The following is a 23,112-nucleotide window of genomic DNA, read 5'->3' as shown; positions in this document are numbered from 1 at the left end:
CACCCCTCCGCGGGCGCTCCTCGCCTTCCTCAGCGCACGGTGCCGAGGAAGGCCCGGGTGCGCTCGTGCGCGGGCGACTCCAGGAGCTCGGAGGCCGGGCCGGACTCGACGACGCGGCCGCGGTCGAACATCAGGATCCGGTCGGAGACGTCCCGGGCGAAGCCCATCTCGTGCGTCACGCACAGCAGCGTGATGTCCGTGCCGCGGGCGACGTCCCGCAGCACGTCGAGGACCTCCGCCACCAGTTCCGGGTCGAGGGCGGACGTCACCTCGTCGAGGAGGAGGATCCCCGGGCGCATGGCCAGCGCGCGGGCGATGGCGACGCGCTGCTGCTGGCCGCCGGAGAGCCGGGTGGGGCGGGCGTCGACCTTGTCGCCGAGCCCGACCAGGTCCAGCAGGTCCCGGGCCGTGCGCTCGGCCTCCTCCCGGCTCTCGCCCAGCACGTGCACGGGCGCCTCGACGACGTTCTCGAGCACGCTCATGTGGGGGAAGAGGTTGAACTGCTGGAAGACCATGCCGATCCGGCGCCGCCGCTCGGCGAGCCGGCGTTCGCTCGCCGGCACCAGCGTTCCCGGCTTCCTGCCCGGCATGTGGGAGTACGGCTCCCCGTCCACGTGGATGACGCCGTCGGTCACCCGCTCCAGCGTCATCAGCAGCCGCAGGATGGTGGTCTTCCCGGAGCCGCTCGGGCCGATCAGCGTCACCCGTTCCCCGCGCCCGACCTCCAGGTCGAGCGCGTCGAGCACCGTGTGGTCTCCGTACCGCTTGGTGACCCGCTCGAAGCGGACCGCCGGGTCCTCAGTGGGCAAGGCGTGCCTCCAGTCGTCGTACCAGCAGGGACGTCGGCCAGCTCGCGAGCAGGAACACCGCGCCGGCCAGGGTGAAGCTCTCCAGATAGGCGAAGTGCGTACTGCCGAAGGCGTTCGCCTCGTGGACCATCTCGTGCACCGTGATCACCGACAGCAGGGGCGTCTCCTTGAACAGCGAGACCGCGTAGTTGCCGAGCGGCGGCAGGACGTTGCGGACCGCCTGCGGCAGCACCACCGCCCGCCACACCCGTCGGCGCGGCAGCGACAGCGCCGTGCACGCCTCCCACTGCCCGCGCGGCACGGCGTCGATGCCCGTCCGGTACACCTCGGAGAGGTAGGTGGCGTAGTGGACGCCGAGCACCAGCACGCCCAGCGCGAGCGCGTCGAGCTTTGGAACCAGCACCCAGGCCGCGAAGAGCTGCACGAGGAGCGGTGTCGAGCGGACGAACCCGGCGGCGCCGCGCAGCGGAACGGCCACCCACCGGGGGCCCGCCCTTTCCACGACGGCCAGCGCGAGGCCGAGCACCGCCGCGACGGCGAAGCCCAGGACGGTCGCCAGCAGGGTGATGCCGAACCCCTCCAGGACCACGGGCAGCGCGGCCCCGGCCGCCTCCCCGTCCCACATCACACACCGCCTTCCTGCCCGAGCCGGGCCTTCGCCGCCCGCTCCAGCGCGTTCATGAGGAGCCCCAGGAGCGCGGCCGTGCCGCCGTAGATCCCGAGGAGCAGCAGGTACGAGGCCGCCGTCGAGCCCGTCGCCGAGCGCACCTGGTCGATCTGGAAGGTGATGTCGGGGACCGTGACCAGCGACAGCAGCGGCGTCGCCTTCAGGAGCTGGACGAGGAGGTTCTTGAACGGGGCGACCATCAGGGCGTGCGCCTGCGGCAGGACCACCCGCCGCAGCCGCAGGGCCGGCCCCATCGAGAGCGCGATCCCCGCCTCGGTCTGGGCACGGGGCACGGCGGCCACCGCGCCCCGCACCACCTCGGCGCCGTACGCCCCGAAGTTCAGGCCGAGCGCGAGCACGCCGCACGCCAGCGGTTCGAGCCGGAACCCGAGCATCGGCAGCGCGAAGAACAGCCAGAACAGCTGGACGTACAGCGAGGTGCCCCGGAGGAACTCCACGACGAGCCGCGCCCCGCCGCGCACCGGCAGCCGCGCCGACCGGGACGACAGCCCGAGCACGTACGCGAGGAGCAGCGCGAGCGCGGCGCCCAGCGCGGTCGCCTCCACCGTGACCAGTAGCCCGTCGGCGAGCCGCGGGAGCGCGCCCCGGAGTTCGGTCAGGAAGCCGGCGGACCCGGCAAGGGAGTCGCCGGCCCCGGGTACGGCACCGGCCGACCCGGGCGCGTACGCCGCCGACGCCGGCGCGAGGCCCGTCGAAGCCGGCGCGTGGCCCACCGACTCGAAGGGGTGGCCCGCCGGATCGAACGCGAGGTCAGCCATGCCGGGTGCCCCTCATCCGGCGCACAGGTCGGCCGTCCGCAGCGAGCGTGGCGGCACCTCGCGCGCGGTGAAGCCGTAGCGCCCCAGGAGTCCGACGAACCGGTCGGGAGCGCCGGTGATCTCGGCGAGCTCGCGGTTGAAGGCGTCGCGCAGGTCGGTCGCCCCCTGCCGGAACACCGCTCCGCCCGCGCCCAGTTGACGCACGCCGTCGACCACGGGAACGAACGGCTCGGCCACCTGTACGGCGGCGCCCCGGTTCGTCCGCGCCAGCCAGCGCAGGGAGATGGCGGTCAGCGCGAAGGCGTCGACGCGGCCGGCCAGGAGGGCGTCGAGGCCGTCCTGCTGCCGTGCCAGCGTCTTCACGGACCCGTCCGGGACTCCCGCTGCCCGCGCGTACGAGGCCTCGACCGCGGCGGTCAGCACGCCGACGGTGGCGCCCGCCGCCGCGCAGGACTCCAGGTCGCTCAGTCCCTTCGGGTTGCCGGCGAGGACCATCAGGGCGGTGGGGGAGACGAACTCCGGCTCGGAGAAGACCACCTTGGCGCACCGCTCCGGCGTAATCGACATGCCCGCGCTCACGACGTCGAACCGGTCGGCGAGCAGTCCGGGGATGAGCGCGCCGAACTCCGTGAGCGTCGGGCGCAGTTCGCGCACCCCGAGGGCCGTGAAGACCTCGCGGTGGAGCGTCGGCGCCTCGCCGGCGAGTTCGCCGCCGTCCTGGAAGCCGTACGGTGCCTCACCGGCGAACCCGACCCGTACGAAGCCCTGGTCGCGCAGCCGGGCGAGCAGACCGCCGTCGTCCCGGGGCGCGCCCGTCCCGGCCTGGGTGCGGGTGCACGCGGTCAGGGGGCCCGCCGTCAGGGCGAGTCCGGCGGCGAGCGAGGCACCGGTGAGGAACCGGCGCCGGCCGAAAGGCGCGGAATCCGTCACGAGCGGTCTCCCGGGCGGGCGGCGATGAACGGGGGTCGCCGGACCGGGGCGGCGAACGGCAGCTCGGGGAGGTTCTCGACGCTGTTGAAGACGAGGAACACGTTGCTCCGCGGGTACGGGGTGATGTTGTCGCCCGACCCGTGCAGGGCGTTGCAGTCGAACCAGGTGGCGGAGCCCGCCGGGCCCGTGAAGTGGCGGATGCCGCAGGCGTCCGCGAAGGTCGTCAGCGCCTCGTGGGACGGTGTCCCGGCGTCCTGCATCCGGAGGGACTGCTTGTAGTTGTCCCGGGGGGTCTCGCCCGCGCAGCCGAGGAAGGTGCGGTGCGAGCCCGGCATGATCATCAGGCTGCCGTTGGTCGTGTGGTTCGGGGTCAGCGCGATCGACACCGACACCGTCCTCATCCGGGGCAGGCCGTCCTCGGCGTGCCAGGTCTCGAAGTCGGAGTGCCAGTAGAAGCCGCTGGCGCCGAATCCGGGCTTGACGTTGATCCGCGACTGGTGGACGTAGACGTCGGAGCCGAGGATCTGCCGGGCGCGGCCCGCGATCCGCGGGTCCCGCGCGAGCCGGGCGAAGACCTCGCTGATCCGGTGGACCTCGAAGACGGAGCGGATCTCCTGGGAGCGGGGCTCGACGATCGCCCGCTCGTCCGAGCGCAGGGCCGGGTCGGTGACGAGCCGGTCCAGTTCGGCGCGGAGTTCGTCGACCTCCGCGGGGGTGACGAGCTCGTCCACCGTGACGAACCCGTCGCGGTCGTACTCCTCCAGTTCGCGGGCCCAGAACGGGCCCGGGGTGCCGGGCTCGGACCACACGACGGGGTCCTTGCGGCCGATGAGCACCTCCTCGGCGCCGCGGGTGGGGTAGAGGTCGACGGGACGGGCGGGGGCGGAGGTCATGGGGTGGCGTGCCTTCCTTTCGGGTACGGACCGGTCTGCGGGCTCGTCGTGGCCTCAGGCGGCGCCGGGCTCGGTGAGGAGCGGGTAGACGCCGTTCGCGTCGTGGTCCTCGCGACCGGTGACGGGCGGGTTGAACACGCACAGGCAGCGGAAGTCCCGCTTGACCTTGAGGGTGTGCCGCTCGTGCCGGTCGAGCAGGTACATCGTTCCGGGCAGGATGGTGTGGGTCAGGCCCGTCTCGTGGTCGGTGAGTTCGGCCTCGCCGGCGGTGCAGACGACGGCTTCGACGTGGTGCGCGTACCACATGGAGGTCTCGGTTCCGGCGTACAGGACCGTCTCGTGCAGGGAGAAGCCGACGCGCTCGCGGGCCAGCACGATGCGCTTGCTCTCCCAGGTCCCGGACGCGGCCCTCACGTGCCGCTCGGTGTTCTCCAGCTCGTCGAAGGAACGGACGATCATGGGCGGTGGCCTTTCCGTGGCGGGGGTGGGCGGGTGAGCCGATCGGGGGCTCGGGGCGGGGGTTCAGGCGGCGAGACGGCCGGTGGCGTGGCGTACGGAGCGGGCCAGGATCCCGAGGCCCTCGTCGAGTTCGTCGTCCGTCGCGGTCAGCGGCGGCAGCAGTTTGACCACCTCGCCGCGCGGCCCCGACGTCTCCAGGAGCAGTCCGAGTTCGAAGGCCCGCCGGCACACGGCCTCGGCGCGCTCCCCGTCGGCGAACTCCAGGCCCCACACCAGGCCGCGCCCGCGGACGGCGAGGCCCGCGCGCCCGCCGCCGCACAGGTCGAGCAGGGCGCTCTCCACCCGGTCCGCCCGGCCGAGCGTGCGCTCGCGCAGGGCGCCGTCGCGCCAGTACGCGTCCAGGGCGGCGGTGGCGGTGACGAAGGCGGGGTTGTTGCCGCGGAAGGTGCCGTTGTGCTCGCCCGGCTCCCACACGTCGAGCTCCGGCCGGAAGAGGCAGAGGGCCAGGGGCAGGCCGTAGCCGCTGATGGACTTGGAGAGGGTGACGATGTCGGGCGTGATGCCCGCCTCCTCGAAGGAGAAGAAGTCGCCGGTGCGTCCGCAGCCCATCTGGACGTCGTCCACGATGAGGAGCATGTCGTGCCGGCGGCAGAGTTCGGAGAGCCCGCGCAGCCACTCGGCGCGGGCGACGTTGACGCCGCCCTCGCCCTGGACCGTCTCGACGATGACGGCCGCCGGGTGGTCGAGGCCGGAGCCGGGGTCGTCGAGGAGCCGCTCGAACCAGAGGAAGTCCGGGACCCGGTCGCCGAGGTAGTGGTCGAAGGGCATCCGGGTGGCGTGGTGGAGGGACACGCCCGCCCCGGCGCGTTTGGCGGCGTTGCCGGTGACGGCGAGCGAGCCGAGCGACATCCCGTGGAAGGCGTTGGTGAAGGAGACGACCGTCTCCCGGCCGGTGACCTTGCGGGCGAGCTTGAGGGCGGCCTCGACCGCGTTGGTGCCCGTGGGGCCGGGGAACATCACCTTGTACGGCAGGGCCCGGGGCTCCAGGACGGTCGAGCGGAAGGTCTCCAGGAAGTCGCGCTTGGCCGTGGTCGACATGTCGAGGCCGTGGGTGATGCCGTCGTCGGCGAGGTAGTCGAGGAGCGCGCGCTTGAGCACCGGGTTGTTGTGGCCGTAGTTCAGCGAGCCCGCGCCGGCGAAGAAGTCGAGGTACGGCCGCCCCTGCTCGTCGTACAGCCGGCTGCCGGTGGCGCGCTCGAAGACGACCGGCCAGGCGCGGCAGTAGCTGCGGACCTCCGATTCGACGGTCTCGAAGACGGAGGGGGCGATGTCGGTGATGGTCACGGAGTGTCTTCTCCCGGGTGTGGTTCGGTGCGTGCGTGGGTGCGGGATGCTCAGGCTTCGGGGGAGCCGAGGGGGCCGATGCGGTACAGAACCTCGGACTCGTGTCCCGCCGTGGGGAAGGCGGCGGCCGGGAAGAGGACCTCCTGGGTCAGGTCCGCCCGGTGCCGGCGCGCGTAGGACCGGAAGAGCCGGTCGGACGCCAGGTTCCCCGGCGTGACGGTCGCCTCGATCCGGTGCAGGCCGTGTTCGGCGGCCACGCGGTCGGACAGGGCGTCCAGCAGGGTCCCGGCTACCCCGGTTCCGCGGTGCGAACCCTCCACGGCGACCTGCCAGACGAAGAGCGTTCCGGGCGCGTCGGGGCGCAGGTAGCCGGTGACGAAGCCGACGGGTCGCCCGGAGGTGTCACGGGCGACGGCGGTGGTGTCGGCGAAGTCACGGCACCACAGCAGGTAGCTGTACGGGGAGTTGAGGTCGAGTTCGCCCGAGCCGCGTGCGATCCGCCAGAGGTCGGCGCCGTCCGCGACGCGGGCCGGGCCGATGGTGACGCCGTCGACAGGGGAGGTCAGAGGGGCAGTGGTCATGGGCGCCGAAGCTACCGAGCGATCGCCTGAACTTCCTGGGGCGAAGGGGTTGTTCGACAGGAGGTGACCGTGATAGGTGCGCCGGCGGCTTCGACGGGAGGAATCGGCCTTCCGGTGCACGGCGAAACGCATGAAGGGATGACAAACCACCCGTTTGTAACGGATGGATAACGCCTGATGAGGTGGGGGTCCAACTCCTCAACAACATGAGAAAATCCGGCGCTTCGCGTTTGAAGGCGCCGGGATCGGTCATGCGTACGGGTCGGCCCGGGCGCCCGTGGGGTGCCCGGGCCGGTGTGCCGGGCCTACCAGATCGCCTCGATCCACTCCGGGTGGTCGATGAACGGGTTCCGGTTGTGCTGGTAGGTGTTGAAGATGATGTCGTTGCGCCGCTCTTCGAACGCGCTCGGCGGGTCCTGCTCGTTCCACTGCTTCAGGACCGAGAGGCGGCCGTGGAAGGGGACGCTGCCGTTGGTGGTCGAGTCGTTGGGCTCCAGGTCCGCCCAGGCGTCGTCGCCCTCGTAGCGGACGGCCATGTAGAGGATCATGCGGGCCACGTCGCCCTTGTCGGCGTCGCGCGGCTCGAAGGAGTTGCTGTCCGTGTAGCTGCCCGGCGCGCCGCTGACCGCGCTGCCGCCGTTGTCGAAGTCCTTGTTGCCGCGGATGCTGTTGACCTGGACGTCCGCCGCGCGCAGGTGGTGTAGGTCGGTGCCGGGGCCGGCGGAGGTGCCGAAGTTGCCGTGGGACTGGGCCCAGGTGTGCTCGCGGTTCCAGTCGCCCACGTCGCCGCCGTTGAGGGACTTGCTGCGGGAGGTGCCGCTGTAGAGCAGGATGACGTTGGCGGTGTTGTTCGGGTCCTGGTCGGTGGTCTTCAGGGCGTTCCAGACCGCGTCGTACGAGATCTTGCTCTGGCTGCTGATGATCGTGTGCAGCGAGGACTTCAGGCTGGTGCCGGTCTTGCCGATCGCGTTCTTGTAGTACGTGCTGTCGTACGCCGTGGTGGTGGCGCTCGCGGGGGTCGCGGTGACCGTCGGCAGGGTGAGGGTGACGAGGACGGCGGCTATGGATGCCGCCCAGGCCTTCCAGCGGCCTGACTGTGCAACGGACATGGGGGGTGCCCTTTCCCGGGTGCGTCACGCGTCGGGACGCGGCCCGGCTCAAGGGTTCCGCGTTCTACGCGTGTTGACTTCGTGTCAGCCGGGAGCGTGGCACAAGACAGGTACCTGTCATGTAACGGGAAGGGGGCTGTTGCGTGACGTTCTCGCATCTTGCGCAACCGAACCGCCACAAGGGTGCTCAGACGCCCCGGACGTCCACCGGCATCCCCTTCGGCTCCTTGATCCGCTTCATGATGATCTGCGAGTTGACCTCCGTGACCCCCGCCAGCGTCGTCAGCCGCTCGATCCACAGCCGCTCGTACGCCGCGAGGTCGGCCACCGCGATCCGCAGCAGGCAGCCCGGGCTGCCGAACAGGCGGTACGCCTCGATCACGTCCGGGACGTCCTGGAGCGCCTCCTCGAAGGCCTCCACCGTCTCGCGGTCCCGCCGCACCTCCACCGAGACGAGCACCTCGAAGCCCCGCCCCACCGCCTCCGGGTCGATGATCGCCCGGTAGCCCTGGATGACCCCGTCCTGCTCCAGCTGGCGCACCCGGCGCAGGCAGGGGGAGGCGCTGAGGCCGACCCGCTGGGCCAGCTCCTGGTTGCTCAGCCGGCCGTCGTTCTGGAGCTCACGCAAGATGTGGAGATCGATTCGGTCCATGGCGCAATTATCCACCACGCTGAAACGTTGATGCGGAGGATTTCGCAATCGTCTTGCGCGCCGCCTGTCCTATCGTTGCGGAAGCAGGGAGATACAGGTACGGAGTAAGGACGGCAGGCATGAAGCGGACGAACGACGGGGGAGCGCGCCGGATCGTCGTCATCAGCACGGGCGGCACGATCGCCAGCCGCTGGCAGGGCACCGGGTACGCGGCCGACGCCTCCGGCGACGACGTCCTGGCCACCGCACCCCTCCCCGAGGACGTCACCGTCGAGGTCGTCGACCTCTTCAACGTCAACAGCTCCCGCATGACCGCCGCCCACCAGCTCGCCCTGCTGCGGACCGTCCAGGACACGTTCGCCGACCCCGGCGTCGACGGCATCGTGGTCACCCACGGCACCGACACGCTGGAGGAGACGGCCTTCCTCCTGGACCTCCACCACGCCGACGCCCGCCCGGTCGTCCTCACCGGCGCCCAGCGCCCCTTCGGCACCGGCGACGGCGACGGCCCCGGCAACCTGTACGACGCGCTCCAGGTCGCCGCCACCGTCCGCGAGCTCGGCGTCCTGGTCGTCTTCGACGGCCGCGTCCACGCGGCACGCGGCACCGTCAAGACCCAGACCCTCGCCGCCGACGCCTTCTCCGACCCCTCCGCCGAGCGCCTCGGCCGCGTCGGCTTCTCCCGCGTCGACATCGAGCGCCAGCCGGAGCGCCCGGCGCCGCTGCCGCTCCCCGCCGCCGCGCGGACCGCGATACCCGGCGCCACCGGCCCCGACGCCACCCCGCTGCCGCGCGTCGACATCGTCACCCACCACTCCGACGGCGACCCGTTCCTCTTCAACGCCGCCGTGGCCGCCGGCGCCCGGGGCATCGTCCTCGAAGCGACCGGCGCGGGCAACGCCACCCCCGAGATCGTCGCCGCCGTCGCGGACGCGGTCGCCGAGGGCGTCCTCGTCGCCGTCAGCACCCGCGTCCCCGCCGGGCCGCTCGCCGAGATCTACACGGGCGGCGGCGCGGTCGACCTCGTCGCCGCCGGCGCCGTGCTCACCGGCACGCTCCGGTCGGCCCAGGCCCGGATCGCCCTCCTCGCCACGCTCCTCGCCGACGGCGGCAGCGGCGACCCCGCGCGCACCACCGCCCTGCTGCGCCGCCTCCTGGAGGGCCCGGTCCGCGCCGAACCCGCCCTCGCCACCGGCGGGTCCCGGTCGGCCACGGCCGTCGCCGGCCGCGCCTGACCGGCGCACACCCCAGAACCCCGGCTCGCGGGCGGTGCATCCCCCCGCCCGCCCGCGAGCCGGAGCCCACCTCTCACCGCGCGGACGTCCTCCGGCGCCCTGCGCACCGCCGGGCGCCCACCGCACCGGTGCCCTCCGGTGCCGCACGCGCCGCAGGGCGCCCGCCCCTCACGGCGGGTGCACCCGTGTCCGTACCGGCGGCGAGCACCCGCCTCTCACCGCGCGGATGTCCTCCCGTCCCTACAGGCCGGTGAGCACCCGCCTGTCACCCCGTGGGCCTTCCCGGTGCCGTACCGGCCGGAGGCCCCGTTCCTTCGCATGCCCCGCACCCCTCAAGGACGGCACCCATGGTTCCCGCACCGGCTCCGCACGACGCACCCGTCCGCACCGAGCACGACCTGCTCGGCGACCGGGAGGTCCCGGCCGACGCCTACTGGGGCGTCCACACGCTGCGCGCCACCGAGAACTTCGCCATCACCGGCACCCCGATCTCGACCTACCCCCTGCTGATCGACGCGCTGGCCGCCGTCAAGGAGGCCGCGGCCCGCGCCAACGAGGAACTCGGCCTGCTCCCCGCCGACAAGGCCGACGCCATCGCCGGCGCCTGCCGGGAGATCCGCACGGGACACCTGCACGACCAGTTCGTCGTGGACGTCGTCCAGGGCGGCGCCGGCACGTCCACCAACATGAACGCCAACGAGGTCGTCGCCAACCGGGCCCTGGAGCTCCTCGGCCACGCCAAGGGCGACTACGCGCACCTGCACCCCAACGAGGACGTCAACCTCGGCCAGTCCACCAACGACGTCTACCCGACGGCGATCCGCATCGCCGCGATCGGCGCCGCCCGCGAACTCCTGAAGGCCATGGCCGTCCTCCAGGACGCCTTCGCCGCCAAGGCGCTGGAGTTCCGAGAGGTCGTCAAGATGGGCCGCACGCAGCTCCAGGACGCGGTGCCCATGACGCTGGGCCAGGAGTTCTCCACGTACGCCGTGATGCTGGAGGAGGACCGCGGCAGGCTCGCGGAGGCGATCGAGCTCATCCACGAGATCAACCTCGGTGCCACCGCCATCGGCACCGGCCTCAACGCCGCCCCCGGGTACGCCGAGACCGCCCGCCGCCACCTCGCCGGACTGACCGGGCTGCCGCTCGTCACCTCCGCCAACCTGATCGAGGCCACCCAGGACTGCGGCGCCTTCGTCCAGCTCTCCGGCGTCCTCAAGCGCGTCGCGGTCAAGCTCTCCAAGACCTGCAACGACCTGCGGCTGCTCTCCTCCGGACCGCGCGCCGGCCTGGGCGAGATCAACCTGCCGCCGGTCCAGGCCGGTTCCAGCATCATGCCCGGCAAGGTCAACCCGGTGATCCCCGAGGTCGTCAACCAGGTCGCCTTCGAGGTCATCGGCAACGACATCACCATCACGATGGCCGCCGAGGCGGGGCAGCTCCAGCTCAACGCCTTCGAACCGGTCATCTTCCACGCCCTGTCCAAGAGCCTCCTGTCGCTGCGCGCCGCCTGTCTGACCCTGGCCGAGCGCTGCGTCACCGGCATCACGGCCAACGCCGAGGCGCTGCGGGCCGCCGTGGAGAACTCCATCGGCCTCGCCACCGCCCTCAACCCGCACCTCGGCTACACCGCCGCCACCGCCATCGCCCAGGAGGCCCTCGCCACCGGCCGCGGAGTCGTCGAGCTCACCCTGGAGAAGGGCCTGCTGCCCGCCCACCGCCTCGCCGAACTCCTCACCCCCGAGCGCCTGACCGGCGCCCCGGGCCCGTCGCTCGCCTGACCGCCCGCTCCGCCGCTCCTCCGGTACGGTGACGGGCCCCGCGCCCGTCACCCGCCAGGAGCCTCCGCATGCCCGCACACGCCCCCGACGGCACCGCCCGCGAAAGCACCGGCCACGAGGCCGCACGCCGCGTCGTGCGCGTCGTCCGCGAGACCCTCGGCGAGGACGCCGTCCTCGCCTAGGGTCTCCACGGCTCCGCCGTCCTCGGAGGGCTGCGCCCCACCAGCGACGTTGGACGTCCTCGTCGCCCTCACCCGGCGCACCACCGAGCGGGAGCGCCGCGCCCTCACGGACGCCCTGCTCGCCGTCTCGGGCCGGCGGGCGTACGAGGGTCCCGCGCGGCCCGTCGGACTGAGTCATAGCAGAGGCGATCAAGAGGGCGTGTCCGGCCTGAAGTTACCCGGCAGTTTCTCGTGACTTCCTCGGCGGCCAGTCGTAGAACGTGTTCCCATTCACTCGACGAGTGAGGAAGATCACATGAGTGAACACCCCCTGTCCGCCCAGGGAAACCGCCGGGTAAGCCGCCGCGGCTTTCTCGCGGGAACAGGTTCTGTTCTCGGCGCCGCCGCCCTCGCCGGCACGATCACGACCCCCGCCCGCGCCGAGGTCCCCGGCCTGAACTGCACCCCCATCACCGACGGCTCCCAGGTGCGCGCCCTCGTCATCGGCACCGGCTACGGCGGCTCCGTCGCCGCCCTGCGGCTCGCCCGCGCGGGCGTCGACGTCCACATGATCGAGATGGGCATGGCCTGGGACGCCCCGGGCCCCGACGGCAAGATCTTCGCCAACACCACCACCCCGGACTACCGCTCCTTCTGGCTGCGCACCCGCACCAAGCAGCCGCTGAGCCAGTTCCTCGGCTTCCCGCTCGACAAGGACGTGCCCATCCACACCGGCATCCTCGACGCCGAGGACTTCGCCGGGATCACCGTCTACCAGGGACGCGGCGTCGGCGGCGGTTCCCTCGTCAACGGCGGCATGGCCGTCACCCCGCTCCGGGAGCGCTTCCCGGAGATCCTCCCGACCGTCGACCCGGCCGAGATGTACGCCACCTACTACCCGCGCGCCAACGCGGGCCTGGGCGTCACCTCGGTGGACGTCAACTGGTGGGAGAACGCGGACTGTTACCAGTACGCCCGCGTCGGCCGCAAGCACGCCCAGCGCTCCGGCTTCCCCTTCGTCTTCGTGCCCAACGTCTACGACTGGGACTACATGAAGCAGGAGGCCGCCGGGAACGTCCAGAAGTCGGCCCTGGTGGGCGAGGTCATCTACGGCAACAACGCCGGCAAGAAGAGCCTCCAGAAGACGTACCTCGCCCAGGCCGCCGCCACCGGCCGGGTGAGCGTCTCCCCGCTCCACCGGGTGACCTCCGTCAGCCCGGCCGCCGCCGGCGGCTACACCGTGGTCATCGACCAGATCGACACCACCGGCGCGACCCTCGTCACCAAGACCGTCCGCGCCGACCGGGTCTTCTTCGCCGCCGGCAGCGTCGGCACCAGCAAGCTCCTCACCCGCCTCAAGGCGACCGGCGCCCTGCCGTCGCTGAACGAGCACATCGGCAAGGGCTGGGGCGACAACGGCAACGTCATGTGCGGCCGCGCCAACCACATGTGGGACCCGACGGGCAAGCTCCAGTCCTCCATGCCCACCGCGGGCATCGACAACTGGAACGCCGGCGGAGCCTTCGCCGAGGTCGCCCCGCTGCCCACCGGCATCGAGACCTACGCCTCCTTCTACCTCTCCATCACCCGCACCCCCCGCCGCGCCGAGTTCTCCTGGAACCCGTCCACCGGCAGGGTCGACCTGAGCTGGGACCGGGCCTGGAAGCAGACGTCCATCGACATGGCCAAGTCCATCTTCGACAAGATCAACAGCAAGGAGGGCACGATCTACCGCACCGACCTCTTCGGCGCGTACAAGATCTGGGGCGACCACCTCACGTACCACCCGCTCGGCGGCGCGGTCCTGGGCAAGGCGACCGACAACTACGGCCGGCTGCACGGCCACCCCGGCCTCTACGCCATCGACGGATCCCTGATCCCCGGCAACACCAGCGTCAACCCCTTCGTCACCATCACGGCCCTCGCCGAACGCAACATCGAACGGATCGTCGCCGAGGACTTCTGACCTCGCGGACAGCCCGAGGGGCCGGCCGGAACACCGGCCGGCCCCTCTCCGTACGCTCAGTGCGTCGGCAGCACGCACACCGTGTCGAGTCCGAGCACCCGGTTCAGCCGCCCGAACGCCAGCCACGAGCCCAGGCTCATCGTCAGCTCCACGATCTCGGCCTGGCTGTACCGGGCCGTCATCCGCGCCCAGAACTCCTCGTCCAGACCGTGGTGGTCCAGCGCGTACCGCTCCGCGTACTCGGCGGCGAGGCGCGTCCGCTCGTCGAAGGCCTCCGAGACCTCCGTGGTCCGCCAGGCCGCGACGACCTCGTCGAAGCCCTCCTCGACCTTCACGCCGTCCCGGTCGGTACGCCAGTCCAGGCAGAACCCGCAGCCGTTGATCTGCGCGATCCGCAGCCGGGCCGCCTCGAACTCGCGCAGCCCCAGGGTCGTGTGGGCGTACACCGACAGCGAGAAGTTCGCCGCCGCCGTCCCGATCTCCGGAACCATGTCGCCCCACACGTACCCGATGGGCTCCTGGCCCTCGGGAATGTCGATGATCACCGTGGTCTCCTTCCCAGCTTCCCGAGCGCCGGCCGCAGCGGTACGTCCAGCGCGTCGTACAGTCCCGGCTCCGCCGCCACCAGCCAGTCGATCGCCCCGACGAGCCGGCCCACCGCCGTGGCGTTCCCGCCGGCCGACCGGTTCTCGCCCTCGTCGGTCGCCGCCACCGTCACCTCGATCCGGGGACTTCCCTCGACGATCACCCGGTGCGCCCCCGCCCCGTCCGGCGGCACCGGCCAGTCCGGCGCGCACGAGGGATGGATCCGGGTGACGTGCTCGATCACGATCCGGGGCTCGCCGCCGACGATCCCCTGCACCTCGAAACGGATCGCCCCCTGCGTCCCGGCCTCGAAGACGCCCATCGTCCGCGTCTTCACGGTCGACTCCAGCGGGCGGCGTTCCATCGTCTCGCGGATCTCGTCGAGCTCGGCGCCGAGCGCGCGGGCCATCAGCCGTATCTGCCCGCCCCAGATCATGGTGGGCACCGAGGGCCACAGCATCGGCGGCTCGTACTCCATCGGACGGCCCATCCCCACCAGCTCCCGGACCGACTCCTCCTGCTCGTACGTCGAGTAGTCGAAGATCTCCTGGCAGCGGACCACGTCCACGGTGGCCGCGAGACCGCTCACGAGGAGCGGCAGCACGTCGTTGCCCCAGCCCGGGTCCACGCCCGAAACGAACAGCGAGCCGCCGCCCTCGGCGACCGCCGCGAGCACCGGATCCCGGAACTCCGCCGGCGCGTTGCGCTGGTCGTACAGCGGGTACAGGGCGGGCGTCACCACCACCGCGCCCGCCGCCACCGCCCGCACCACGTCGGCGAGCGCCCCGTCGGGCCGGGTGTCGCCGGAAGCCGCGTACACCACCGCCTCCGGCCGCCCGTCGAGCACCGCCCCGACGTCGTCGTCGGCCACCACCCCGAGGTCGTGCCCGAGCCCCGCGAGCCGGCCCGCGTCCCGGCCGACCTTCGCCGGGTCGGACACCAGGACCGCCGCGAGTTCCAGGCCTGGATGGGCGTCCACGGCGCGAATGGCCGCGCGCCCGACGTTTCCGGTACCCCACACCACCGTCCGAATCATGCGCGGAGGGTAGCGCCGGGCCCCGAAGGTTCCCAGACCCGTGACGCCATGATCTGACGAATCGTCAGATCATGGCGTGCGGGCCCGCCCCGTCAGGCCAGCCGCAGCGCGACGAACGGAACCGTGTCGCCCGGCAGGAGATACCGCTCCACCTCCACGAAACCGCGCGCCAGGGCGAACCGGAGCCCCTCCTCGTTCGAGGCCAGGACCACCGTCTCGACCCCCTCGCCGCTCAGCGTCCGCGCGTGCGCGAGCCCCCGCTCGTACAGCGCCGTCCCGAAGCCCCGGCCCCGGAACCCGGGCAGCGTCCGGGCGATCACGGTCGCCGCCGTGGTCTCCTCGTCCGGCGGACGCACCGTCGAACAACCCACCGCCACGTCCCCGAGGTACGCCACGTCCAGCCGGTTCCGGCCGGCCCGCTCCCGCACCTCGTCAGGGGACAGCACCGCCGTCGGGATGATCGTGTTGTGCACGGCCCGCCAGTCGGCGAGCTGCTCCTCGGTCCGGGCCTGCTCGATGCGAAGATCACTCATCGGAGCAGGAAAGCGCGCCCCCACGGGCGGGTCAACCGCTTTCGGCCCGTCCACCGGCGTTCGGCAGCCCGCGATCACGCGTCCCCGCCGTGGGCAGTCCCCGGACCGCCCGCGATCACGCGTCCCCCGCCGTGGGCAGCCCCCGGACCGCCCGTGCGAGGGCGTCCCGCACCCGGTCCGTGTCCGCCTCCGTCGTGCGCCAGTTGCTGAACGCGGCGCGCAGCGCGGGCGTCCCGTGCAGGACCGTGGGGGTGAGGAACGCCTCGCCGGAGCCGGCCACCGCCCCCGCCAGGGCCTCCAGCCGCTCCGGCGTCGGGTCGTCGGCGAGGGTGAAGCAGACGACGTTCAGGTGCACCGGCGCCGACAGCCGCAGCCCGGGGACGGCGGAGATCCCCTCGCCGAGCCGCCGGGCCAGCGCCACGCAGCGCTCGACGATCTCGGCATGGCCCTCGCGGCCGTACGCGGTCAGTGAGAACCAGGTCGCCAGCGCGCGCAGCCGCCGCGAGTTCTCCGGCGTCAGATGGAGGAACGCGGGAGTGCCCGTGGGGACGCCGAGGTACGGAGACTCGTTGTGGAAGACCCGCACCTGGAGGTCCTGGCGGCGGGTGAACTGGACGGCGGCGTCGTACGGGACGTTCAGCCACTTGTGCAGGTCCACACAGATCGAGTCGGCGGCGTCGAGCCCGTCGACGAGCGGAGCGTGCGCGGGGGAGAGCGCGGCGAACGCGCCGAACGCGGCGTCCACGTGCAGCCAGAAGTCGTACCGCTCCTTCAGCGCGGCGATCGCCCGCAGGTCGTCGAAGTCGACCGTGTTCACCGTCCCCGCGTTCGCGACGACCACGGCGGGCTCCCCGCCCAACGCCTCCAGCTCCTCCGCGAGGCGCTCCACGTCCACGGCCTCGCGCGCCCCTCCGAGCAGCGGCACCGGCCGCAGCCGGTCCCGGCCGACACCCAGGAAGGACAGCGCCTTCGTGACGCTGGAGTGCGGGCTCCCGGACAGCACGTGCACCGGACCGAGCGCGGCCACCCCCTCCCGGGACACCGACACGCCCCGGCGCTCGCCCAGCCACTCCCGGGCCACGGCGAGCCCCACGGTGTTGGACATCGTGGCACCGCTCACGAAAGCGCCCCGGTGCGCCTCGCCCAGGCCGAACAACTCGCGCAGCCAGTCCAGCGTCTCGCGCTCCAGGGCGTCGGCGGTCGAACCGCCGCCACTGGAACCGTTCTGGTCGTACGCGCCGGTGAGCCAGTCGCCGGTGAGGGCGGCGGGGGTGGCGCCGCCGGTGACGAACCCGAGGTAGCGCGGCCCCGCCGAACCGGAGAACCCCGGCTCCCAGCGCTCGGCGAACCGCTCCAGCGCGCCCTGCGCGCCCACCCCCGCCACCGGGAGCGGACCGGGGTCGGGCGCCTTCGCCGCCGTGGCGACCGGCCTCTCCCCGAGCCCGGAGAGCTCACGGGCCGCGAAGTCGCGGACGGACTGCAGAAGTTCGGGAAGCCGGTCGAGGTCGGCCGCGAGCGTGGGATGCATGGCCCCAGCGTAGGCACCGCATCAGGGCGTCCGCGGGGGCCAATTCACGGGAAGTGGCCTGGTGCGAGGACCCGGGAGGATGCCGGTGCACCCCGCCGGCACCCGGTGCACAGGCCACGTTCCCCCACCTGCGACCCCTCTCCGCCGCCGAGGGAGCGGCCGTACGGGTGAGCGAGCCGGCACGGCGCGACGAGCGGACCGCCGAACGGGTACGGATCGCCCCATTGCCCCCGGCCAGGAGGATGCCGTCCCATGTCCGTACGCAAGGGCGCCCCCGCGCTGCTCGGCGCCGGCACGCTGTGCGCGGCCCTGCTGCTCACCGGCTGCGCGAGCACCACGACCCCCGACGCGACGCACCGCCCCGCGAGCGCACCCGCCGCGGGCGACGCCCGCCCCAAGGCGGTGCCGCCGGACGCCGCCGCGAACGGCCTCGCCTCCGCACCGGCCCCCGCACCCCGCATCCCCGGCATCGGTCCCGCCACCCACGCCCTCGTTCCCGACGGCACCTCCCAGGCCCTCGTCGTCACCGGCACGGGACCGGACGACAACACGGCCACCGCGACGCTGTACGCACGGGACGCGGCCGGCCGCTGGACCGGGGCCGCCGGCCCCTGGCCCGCGCACAACGCGCTGCGCGGCTGGACCCCGGAACACTTCGCGGGGGACCTGCGCACCCCGATCGGCGTGTTCCGGATCGGCGACGCCGGGGGCCGCCTGCCGGACCCCGGGGCCCGCCTCCCGTACGACCAGGACCCCGAGTTCGCGATCAGCGGCACGGGCTTCTCCGGCGAGTCCCTCGAAGGCTCCTTCGACCACGTCATCGCCATCGACTACAACCGGGTCCCCGGCCGGACCCCGCTCGACAAGGAGCGCCCCCTCGGCGCCGAACGGGGCGGCGGAGTCTGGATCCACGTCGACCACGGCGGGCCCACCCAGGCCTGCGTGGCCCTGAAACGCGAGGCACTCCGCGCACTCCTCCGCGCCCTCGACCCGGCCCGGGAGCCCATCGTGGTCATGGGCCCGGCCACCGACCTGGCGCGCTGAAGGGAGCCGCCCACGTCGCTCCACCGCCTCGCGCGCGGACGGGGGCACGCGCGCGAGGCGGCGGCAGGGCCGGTCGGATCCGGGTCAGTCGCCGCCGGCCCCGACCGCCCCGCGGAACGAGGCGGTGTGGCCGCGGACCTGCTCCGGCGTCAGATAGGCGTCCGTGTACTCGAAGTCCCGCAGCGTCCCCGACTTCGACGCCAGGAACCCGGTCCGTACGTAGTCGTCGCCCGCGGCGGCGTTGAGCAGCCAGTTCGTCATCACCCGCGTCTTGGCCACGTTGGTCCGCAGCGCCGCCCAGTGGTACGCCCGGGCCACGGCCTGCGCCGGCATGCCGTGCAGCTCCACGCCCAGCGGCTTCGAGACGCCGTCCATGCCACCCAGGTCCACCACGAGACCGAGGTCCTTGTGGATGTACGGATGGGTCGGCTCGCCGCGCAGCGTGGCGACCAGGTTGTCGGCGACCGCCTTGCCCTGCCGCATGGCGTGCTGAGCGGTCGGCGGGCAGATCGCCCCCTCCTCGCCCTTGGCGAGGTCGGGCACCGCCGCCGCGTCCCCGAGGGCCCACACGCCCTCGAGCCCCGGCACGTCCATCTCGGCGGAGACGACGAGCCGGCCGCGGAGGGTCTCCGCGCCGAGCGTGCCGATCAGCGGGCTCGCGGCCACGCCCGCCGTCCAGATCAGCGTCCGGCTCGGCAGCACCCGCCCGTCGGTCAGTGTGACCGTCTCCTCGTCGACCGAAGCCACGGAGACGCCCAGCGAGACCTCGATGCCGCGCTTGGTCAGGATGTCCATCGCGGCGGAGCCGAGCTTCTCGCCGAGTTCCGGCATCAGCTTCGGCGCGATGTCGACCAGGTGCCACTTGATGAGGTTCGGGTCGAGCCGCGGATACCGCTTGACCGCGTTGTGGGTGAGCAGCTGGAGGCACGCCGCCGTCTCCGTGCCCGCGTAGCCGCCGCCGACCACCACGAACCGGAGGCGCGCGGCCCGCTCCTCGTCGTCGTTGCTCGCGTCGGCCAGGTCGAGCTGGGCGATGACGTGGTCGCGGATGTACACGGCCTCCGCCAGCGTCTTCATGCCCCGCGCGTACTCGGCGAGCCCCGGGATGTCGAAACTGCGGGTCACGCTGCCGGGCGCGAGGACGAGGTGGTCGTACGGCTCCGTCACGTACTCGCCGGAGATCGTGCGCACCACGCAGACCTTCGCCGCGGTGTCGATCCCCACCACGCCGCCCGGCACGATCCGCGTCCGGTGCCGCTGACTGCGCCGCAGCGACAGGGCCACCGACTGCGGGGTCAGCACCCCCGCCGCCACCTGGGGGAGCAGCGGCAGGTACAGCTGGTACGAGAACGGCGACAGGAGCGTGATCAGCGCCTCCCGCTCCGTGAGGCGCCGTTCGAGCCTGCGCACACAGCCCACTCCGGCGAATCCCGCGCCCACCACGAGAATCCTCGGTCGAGTCACGCTGTCCGCCCTTCCGTAGGGAGCGTGCAATACGTCATTGCCTCGGGCTGGGTAAGCCCATACGGCAGTTTTCATCCGACTATCCGCGTTTCACCCTTTCTATCCCCATTGGCGGCGCATCGCTCTTCGGCGGGGTCCTCTCGTCAGAGGACGGCGACGCCCAGGGGCCGCGATCCCGCGGCGAGGCGCCGGGTGTCGCCCGATGCGAGGTCGACGACGGTCAGCCCGTCCCAGTACCCGTCCCGGGTGAACCCGCCCGTCACATAGGCGGTGCGGCCGTCCCGGGACACGGCCACGCCCTCGTGCGGCCCCTCCAGCGGGTAGACCCGCTCGGCCCCGGCGGGCGTACGCACGGTCAGGGACGGGCCGCGGTCCTCGTCCGGGTCGATCGGGCCCGTCCCCACGGTGAACAGGGTGCCGTCGGCGGTCACGGTGACGCCGTGCTGGTGGGTGTTCGCGGTCATCGGCTCGATCGTCGTGCGGCCGGTCCGCGGGTCGACCACCGCGAGGCGCTCGCCCTCGAACGGCAGCAGCAGCTTGCCGTCGGACGGGCGCACGGCCGTGTAGTGCGGCTTGAGCCACGAACCGAGCCCGCCCTCGGTGCCGTAGGGGGCGACCTCCACCCGGCGCGCCCGCAGGGTGTCCGCGGCGACGACGGTGACGTCGAAGGAGTCGTGGTTCGTCGCGTACACCTCGGTGCCGTCCCGCGACACGTCCACGTCGAACGGGCGCCGGCCCACCTCCACCGCTTCGGTGACCCGCAGGGCCGTCGTGTCGACGACCTCCAGAGCGCCGTTCCCGCCGGGCACGTTCACCCCCACGTACACCCGCCGCCCGTCCGGCGACAGCGCGATGCCCATGCCACCGCCCCGGTACTCGCCGGTCGTCACCGGACCGGTGTCCGTCAGGTACGGGACGAGCGCGAGACGCCGACGGGTCGCCGTGTCCACGACCGCCACCCCTTCGGCGGTCGCCACCCACGCGCGCCCGTCCTTGCCGACCACCAGCCCGTACGGAGCGGTGCCGACCTTCACGGAGCCCGTCGCACCGCGCGCGGGGTCCACGAAGGTGACGGTGTCGGAACCGAAGTCCGCGACCAGAAGGGTGCCCGGCGCCGCCGCGCCCGTCCCGGCCGGGGCGGGTGTCACGGTGACGGACGGACCCGGTGCGGACGCACCGGGGGAGACCGAGGACCGCGGCATCGGGTCCGCCGCGGAGGCAGCGCCTCCGGCCCCCTGCGCGCACCCCGCGAGCAGGGCGACGGCCACCGCCGCGGGCACCAGCACGCGGGCGGAACGGGACGAACGGCGGAACGCTGTCATGACGGACTCCTCGGTACGGTGACCGGGCGGCCGGACCCCTCGGGAGACGGGTCCACGCCCTGCCCCGATCCTCCGCCACCACCCCGCCCCGGCCGGTCCACCGCCCGGCCCCGCGCCGACGGCGGGACGGACGACCCCGGGGTCCACCGATCGGTGGACCCCGGGGCCGGCGCGCGGCGGCCGTTCAGTGTCGAGGCCTTCGCGCCGGTTCGAGCGCTTGAGGCCGTGGCCCCGGTTCGAGCGCTTGAGGCCGTGGCCCCGGTTCAGCGCTCGAGGCCACTGCCCCGGTTCAGCGCTTGAGGCCGCTCAGGAAGCACAGCACCCGCTCCACGCACAGCGCGGTCGCCTCCGGCACGTGGGACGGCGTGCCGCGCTCCGCGAAGAGGTGCGCGGTCCCCGGGTAGAGGAAGAGCCGCCGGTCCTCGGAGCCCGCCACGAGGGCGCGCGCGGCGTCGAGGTCCCCCTCGTCGACGAAGTACGGGTCGGCGTCCATGCCGTGGACCTGCGCGGGCACGCCCTTCGGCCAGGCCGTGCCGAAGGCGTCCGCCGGCACGCACGCGCTCAGCAGCACGGCGCCGAGCGCCCCGTGCCGGGTCTGTGCCAGCTTCTGCGCGGGGAGCGCGCCGAGCGAGAACCCCGCGTACACGATCTCCTCCGGCAGCTCCCCGGCGGCTTGCACGCCACGCTCCAAGAGCGTGGCGAAGCCGACCTCCTGCGCGTACCCGACGCCGGCCTCCAGGTCCGTGAACGTGCGGCCCTCGTACAGGTCGGGTGTGTGCACCGTGTGTCCGGACCGCCGCAGCTCGCCGGCGAACGCGGCGACCCCTTCGGTCAGTCCGAGCGCGTGGTGGAAAAGCAGAACCTCGGCCATGTCGTCATCCCCTGATCACCGAACGCAGCCCGGCTGATGCCGGCCGATCCGGTCCGCGGCCGACGGTGGGCCGACCACCGCCGAACCTTGGAAGCCATCGCGTGGAAGTACCGCACCTGCTCTCCCTGGCGGGACCTGCCGGACGAGCTCGGCTCGTTCCAGACCGCCCACAAACGCCTGATCAGGTGGGCCGTGGACGGCACCTGGGAACGCATCCTCGCCGCAGTTCTGGCAGCGGCCGACGCTGATGCCGACATCGGCTGGACCGTCTCGGTGGACTCCACCGTCTGCCGAGCCCACCAGCACGCCGCCGGAGCCAGGAAAAAGGGGCTCCAGACCGGGCCGAACCCGACGACCACGCACTCGGACGCTCCCGCGGCGGCCTGAGCACGAAGGTCCACCTCGCCAGCGACAGCCGCGCACGACCCTTGGCCCTCCGCGTCACCGCAGGCCAGGCGGGCGACGCCCCGGCCTTCGAGACCGTCATGGCCGCCATCCGTGTTCCGCAAAGCGGACCAGGACGCCCGAGAACCCGACCCGATACCGTCCTGGCGGACCGCGCGTACTCATCCCGTGCAATCCGCAGTCACCTGCGGCGACGCGGAATCCGCGCTGTCATCCCCCAGCCATCCGACCAGATCGGCCACCGTCTGCGGCGAGGCCGCGACGGAGGCCGACCGCCGGCCTTCGACGCCGAGGTGTACAAGCAGCGCAACGCCGTCGAACGGTGCATCAACCGGCTCAAGCAGTGGCGCGGCCTCGCCATGCGAACGGACAAACTCGCCATCGCCTACCAGGCCGCACTCCACCTCGCCGCCATTCTCATCTGGGCACGGCGATAGACCACTCAGCGATCGACCACCCAGCGTGCGTCCGCCGGCCAGCATCCCGTGCCGACGACCTGCTTCACGAGCCTGAACGCCTCACCGATGGGGACGGTGTCCTCATCCGGGTACTCGTCGTCCTGCCCGTTCGCGAGGACGAACCCGCCGCTCGATCCCTGAGCCCCGAGGTCCACGGCATGCTCTCCGGGATCGCCCTCTTCTTCGAGCAGCATCACCATCGCGCGCTCGGTGTTCGTCACGAAGGCCAGCGACCGTCCCGACGAACTGGTCAGCCACGTCTCAAGCTGCCCGCCGTCGATCCTCGACCGAAGAGCCTGCAGCACCGTCTCGGACACCACGGGGACAGGGCTACCGTCATTGATCACCCAGGACTCGATCACGAGCACGACGATCTCACGAACGGATCTAAGAGACAGGCTCTAGGTGTATTGACCCGCGGCGTTGTTGACACGGCTGATCGGCGGGTGTCCGTCGAGTGCGGTGTGGCAGCGGTGGTGGTTGTAGGTGTGGAGGAAGTC

24 protein-coding genes and 1 pseudogene are annotated in these 23,112 nt (G+C 72.6%); 6 read left to right on the top strand and 19 right to left on the bottom strand.

Annotated elements, in window-relative coordinates:
- Nucleotides 1–29: 29 nt before the first annotated feature.
- From ehuA to OO54_RS36150, 10 genes are all read right to left on the bottom strand, one after another.
- Nucleotides 30–809 (bottom strand): ectoine/hydroxyectoine ABC transporter ATP-binding protein EhuA, encoded by a 780-nt coding sequence (gene ehuA / locus OO54_RS36195; RefSeq protein ID WP_033211193.1) that lies wholly within the window; start codon nucleotides 807–809, stop codon nucleotides 30–32.
- The gene (ehuD, locus tag OO54_RS36190) at nucleotides 799–1,434 is read right to left on the bottom strand and encodes an ectoine/hydroxyectoine ABC transporter permease subunit EhuD (RefSeq protein WP_033211192.1); all 636 of its coding nucleotides are present in this window, start codon (nucleotides 1,432–1,434) and stop codon (nucleotides 799–801) included. Before ehuD ends, ehuA begins: the two co-directional genes overlap by 11 nt.
- Entirely contained in the window at nucleotides 1,434–2,255 is an 822-nt protein-coding gene (locus OO54_RS36185) for an amino acid ABC transporter permease (protein ID WP_078905536.1), read from the bottom strand. The genes ehuD and OO54_RS36185 overlap by 1 nt, the downstream gene beginning before the upstream one ends.
- 12 nt (nucleotides 2,256–2,267) lie before the next feature.
- Nucleotides 2,268–3,185, bottom strand: a complete 918-nt coding sequence (gene ehuB, locus OO54_RS36180; RefSeq protein WP_033211191.1) for an ectoine/hydroxyectoine ABC transporter substrate-binding protein EhuB — start codon at nucleotides 3,183–3,185, stop codon at nucleotides 2,268–2,270.
- The gene (gene thpD, locus OO54_RS36175; RefSeq protein WP_033211190.1) at nucleotides 3,182–4,078 is read right to left on the bottom strand and encodes an ectoine hydroxylase; all 897 of its coding nucleotides are present in this window, start codon (nucleotides 4,076–4,078) and stop codon (nucleotides 3,182–3,184) included. The genes ehuB and thpD overlap by 4 nt, the downstream gene beginning before the upstream one ends.
- 54 nt (nucleotides 4,079–4,132) lie before the next feature.
- The gene (locus tag OO54_RS36170; RefSeq protein ID WP_033211189.1) at nucleotides 4,133–4,537 is read right to left on the bottom strand and encodes an ectoine synthase; all 405 of its coding nucleotides are present in this window, start codon (nucleotides 4,535–4,537) and stop codon (nucleotides 4,133–4,135) included.
- Nucleotides 4,538–4,600: 63 nt separating this feature from the next.
- Complete coding sequence (gene ectB, locus OO54_RS36165) at nucleotides 4,601–5,881, bottom strand: diaminobutyrate--2-oxoglutarate transaminase (RefSeq protein WP_033211187.1); 1,281 nt, start codon at nucleotides 5,879–5,881, stop codon at nucleotides 4,601–4,603.
- 50 nt (nucleotides 5,882–5,931) lie between these two features.
- Entirely contained in the window at nucleotides 5,932–6,462 is a 531-nt protein-coding gene (gene ectA / locus OO54_RS36160; RefSeq protein ID WP_033211185.1) for a diaminobutyrate acetyltransferase, read from the bottom strand.
- A gap of 305 nt (nucleotides 6,463–6,767) precedes the next feature.
- Complete coding sequence (locus tag OO54_RS36155) at nucleotides 6,768–7,571, bottom strand: endonuclease I family protein (RefSeq protein ID WP_051787637.1); 804 nt, start codon at nucleotides 7,569–7,571, stop codon at nucleotides 6,768–6,770.
- 187 nt (nucleotides 7,572–7,758) lie between these two features.
- On the bottom strand, nucleotides 7,759–8,223 hold the full coding sequence (locus OO54_RS36150) for an Lrp/AsnC family transcriptional regulator (protein ID WP_033211184.1): 465 nt from the start codon (nucleotides 8,221–8,223) through the stop codon (nucleotides 7,759–7,761).
- 119 nt (nucleotides 8,224–8,342) lie between these two features.
- Here OO54_RS36150 and OO54_RS36145 point away from each other — a divergent pair, with 119 nt between their 5' ends.
- The 4 genes from OO54_RS36145 to OO54_RS36135 all read left to right on the top strand — a co-directional run bounded on the left by OO54_RS36145 (nucleotide 8,343) and on the right by OO54_RS36135 (nucleotide 13,366).
- Nucleotides 8,343–9,458, top strand: a complete 1,116-nt coding sequence (locus OO54_RS36145; protein WP_033211182.1) for an asparaginase — start codon at nucleotides 8,343–8,345, stop codon at nucleotides 9,456–9,458.
- A gap of 347 nt (nucleotides 9,459–9,805) precedes the next feature.
- Entirely contained in the window at nucleotides 9,806–11,239 is a 1,434-nt protein-coding gene (locus tag OO54_RS36140; protein WP_051787635.1) for an aspartate ammonia-lyase, read from the top strand.
- Nucleotides 11,240–11,470: 231 nt separating this feature from the next.
- Complete coding sequence (locus OO54_RS46910; protein WP_053194434.1) at nucleotides 11,471–11,656, top strand: hypothetical protein; 186 nt, start codon at nucleotides 11,471–11,473, stop codon at nucleotides 11,654–11,656.
- A 60-nt stretch (nucleotides 11,657–11,716) separates the two neighbouring features.
- Nucleotides 11,717–13,366, top strand: a complete 1,650-nt coding sequence (locus OO54_RS36135) for a GMC oxidoreductase (protein ID WP_033211181.1) — start codon at nucleotides 11,717–11,719, stop codon at nucleotides 13,364–13,366.
- 56 nt (nucleotides 13,367–13,422) lie between these two features.
- On the opposite strand, the gene OO54_RS36130 is transcribed toward OO54_RS36135, so the two are convergent.
- The 4 genes from OO54_RS36130 to OO54_RS36115 form a co-directional block, all read right to left on the bottom strand.
- Nucleotides 13,423–13,911 carry a carboxymuconolactone decarboxylase family protein gene (locus OO54_RS36130; RefSeq protein WP_033211180.1) on the bottom strand — a complete coding sequence of 163 codons (489 nt, stop codon included), beginning with the start codon at nucleotides 13,909–13,911 and terminating at the stop codon, nucleotides 13,423–13,425.
- Nucleotides 13,908–14,987: an NAD(P)H-dependent amine dehydrogenase family protein gene (locus OO54_RS36125; RefSeq protein WP_033211179.1), complete on the bottom strand. Its 1,080-nt coding sequence runs from the start codon at nucleotides 14,985–14,987 to the stop codon at nucleotides 13,908–13,910. The genes OO54_RS36130 and OO54_RS36125 overlap by 4 nt, the downstream gene beginning before the upstream one ends.
- A 92-nt stretch (nucleotides 14,988–15,079) precedes the next feature.
- Nucleotides 15,080–15,520 carry a GNAT family N-acetyltransferase gene (locus OO54_RS36120; protein ID WP_033211178.1) on the bottom strand — a complete coding sequence of 147 codons (441 nt, stop codon included), beginning with the start codon at nucleotides 15,518–15,520 and terminating at the stop codon, nucleotides 15,080–15,082.
- A 115-nt stretch (nucleotides 15,521–15,635) separates the two neighbouring features.
- Nucleotides 15,636–17,048, bottom strand: a complete 1,413-nt coding sequence (locus tag OO54_RS36115; RefSeq protein WP_033211176.1) for a pyridoxal phosphate-dependent decarboxylase family protein — start codon at nucleotides 17,046–17,048, stop codon at nucleotides 15,636–15,638.
- A gap of 252 nt (nucleotides 17,049–17,300) precedes the next feature.
- On the opposite strand from OO54_RS36115, the gene OO54_RS36110 reads away from it, so the two are divergent.
- On the top strand, nucleotides 17,301–18,092 hold the full coding sequence (locus OO54_RS36110; protein WP_033211174.1) for a lipoprotein: 792 nt from the start codon (nucleotides 17,301–17,303) through the stop codon (nucleotides 18,090–18,092).
- An 84-nt stretch (nucleotides 18,093–18,176) separates the two neighbouring features.
- On the opposite strand, the gene OO54_RS36105 is transcribed toward OO54_RS36110, so the two are convergent.
- The 3 genes from OO54_RS36105 to OO54_RS36095 all read right to left on the bottom strand — a co-directional run bounded on the left by OO54_RS36105 (nucleotide 18,177) and on the right by OO54_RS36095 (nucleotide 21,749).
- Nucleotides 18,177–19,556: an NAD(P)/FAD-dependent oxidoreductase gene (locus OO54_RS36105; protein WP_033211173.1), complete on the bottom strand. Its 1,380-nt coding sequence runs from the start codon at nucleotides 19,554–19,556 to the stop codon at nucleotides 18,177–18,179.
- Between the two features lie 143 nt (nucleotides 19,557–19,699).
- Entirely contained in the window at nucleotides 19,700–20,878 is a 1,179-nt protein-coding gene (locus OO54_RS36100) for a YncE family protein (protein ID WP_033211172.1), read from the bottom strand.
- A gap of 289 nt (nucleotides 20,879–21,167) precedes the next feature.
- Nucleotides 21,168–21,749, bottom strand: coding sequence for a dienelactone hydrolase family protein (locus tag OO54_RS36095; protein WP_033211171.1), 582 nt, complete (start codon nucleotides 21,747–21,749; stop codon nucleotides 21,168–21,170).
- 36 nt (nucleotides 21,750–21,785) lie between these two features.
- Between OO54_RS36095 and OO54_RS44405 the strand changes: the two genes are divergently transcribed.
- Nucleotides 21,786–22,591 (top strand): IS5 family transposase gene (locus OO54_RS44405; RefSeq protein ID WP_209440910.1). Its coding sequence is split into 2 segments (ribosomal slippage): nucleotides 21,786–22,074 and nucleotides 22,074–22,591, totalling 807 coding nucleotides; the frame shifts between segments, so codons are not numbered across the junction.
- 5 nt (nucleotides 22,592–22,596) lie between these two features.
- On the opposite strand, the gene OO54_RS36080 is transcribed toward OO54_RS44405, so the two are convergent.
- Together OO54_RS36080 and OO54_RS45430 are read right to left on the bottom strand one after the other, a co-directional pair.
- Nucleotides 22,597–22,974 carry a hypothetical protein gene (locus tag OO54_RS36080; RefSeq protein ID WP_033211202.1) on the bottom strand — a complete coding sequence of 126 codons (378 nt, stop codon included), beginning with the start codon at nucleotides 22,972–22,974 and terminating at the stop codon, nucleotides 22,597–22,599.
- A gap of 39 nt (nucleotides 22,975–23,013) precedes the next feature.
- Nucleotides 23,014–23,112, bottom strand: a pseudogene (locus tag OO54_RS45430) (IS481 family transposase); the annotation flags it as partial.

This window comes from Streptomyces wedmorensis (assembly GCF_000716445.1).
GTDB lineage: Bacteria > Actinomycetota > Actinomycetes > Streptomycetales > Streptomycetaceae > Streptomyces > Streptomyces wedmorensis.
This window is presented reverse-complemented; position numbering and strand designations above follow the sequence as displayed.

What these genes read in the sequence shown, in the direction of transcription:
- OO54_RS36140 (WP_051787635.1), top strand. Translation starts at nt 9,806, where the DNA reads ATGGTTCCCGCACCGGCTCCGCACGACGCACCCGTCCGCACCGAGCAC.
- OO54_RS36110 (WP_033211174.1), top strand. Translation starts at nt 17,301, where the DNA reads ATGTCCGTACGCAAGGGCGCCCCCGCGCTGCTCGGCGCCGGCACGCTG.
- OO54_RS36100 (WP_033211172.1), bottom strand. Translation starts at nt 20,878, where the DNA reads ATGACAGCGTTCCGCCGTTCGTCCCGTTCCGCCCGCGTGCTGGTGCCC.
- OO54_RS36095 (WP_033211171.1), bottom strand. Translation starts at nt 21,749, where the DNA reads ATGGCCGAGGTTCTGCTTTTCCACCACGCGCTCGGACTGACCGAAGGG.
- ehuD (WP_033211192.1), bottom strand. Translation starts at nt 1,434, where the DNA reads ATGTGGGACGGGGAGGCGGCCGGGGCCGCGCTGCCCGTGGTCCTGGAG.
- OO54_RS36135 (WP_033211181.1), top strand. Translation starts at nt 11,717, where the DNA reads ATGAGTGAACACCCCCTGTCCGCCCAGGGAAACCGCCGGGTAAGCCGC.
- ectA (WP_033211185.1), bottom strand. Translation starts at nt 6,462, where the DNA reads ATGACCACTGCCCCTCTGACCTCCCCTGTCGACGGCGTCACCATCGGC.
- OO54_RS36150 (WP_033211184.1), bottom strand. Translation starts at nt 8,223, where the DNA reads ATGGACCGAATCGATCTCCACATCTTGCGTGAGCTCCAGAACGACGGC.
- OO54_RS36145 (WP_033211182.1), top strand. Translation starts at nt 8,343, where the DNA reads ATGAAGCGGACGAACGACGGGGGAGCGCGCCGGATCGTCGTCATCAGC.
- OO54_RS36155 (WP_051787637.1), bottom strand. Translation starts at nt 7,571, where the DNA reads ATGTCCGTTGCACAGTCAGGCCGCTGGAAGGCCTGGGCGGCATCCATA.
- OO54_RS36125 (WP_033211179.1), bottom strand. Translation starts at nt 14,987, where the DNA reads ATGATTCGGACGGTGGTGTGGGGTACCGGAAACGTCGGGCGCGCGGCC.
- thpD (WP_033211190.1), bottom strand. Translation starts at nt 4,078, where the DNA reads ATGACCTCCGCCCCCGCCCGTCCCGTCGACCTCTACCCCACCCGCGGC.
- OO54_RS36170 (WP_033211189.1), bottom strand. Translation starts at nt 4,537, where the DNA reads ATGATCGTCCGTTCCTTCGACGAGCTGGAGAACACCGAGCGGCACGTG.
- OO54_RS36185 (WP_078905536.1), bottom strand. Translation starts at nt 2,255, where the DNA reads ATGGCTGACCTCGCGTTCGATCCGGCGGGCCACCCCTTCGAGTCGGTG.
- OO54_RS36115 (WP_033211176.1), bottom strand. Translation starts at nt 17,048, where the DNA reads ATGCATCCCACGCTCGCGGCCGACCTCGACCGGCTTCCCGAACTTCTG.
- OO54_RS36120 (WP_033211178.1), bottom strand. Translation starts at nt 15,520, where the DNA reads ATGAGTGATCTTCGCATCGAGCAGGCCCGGACCGAGGAGCAGCTCGCC.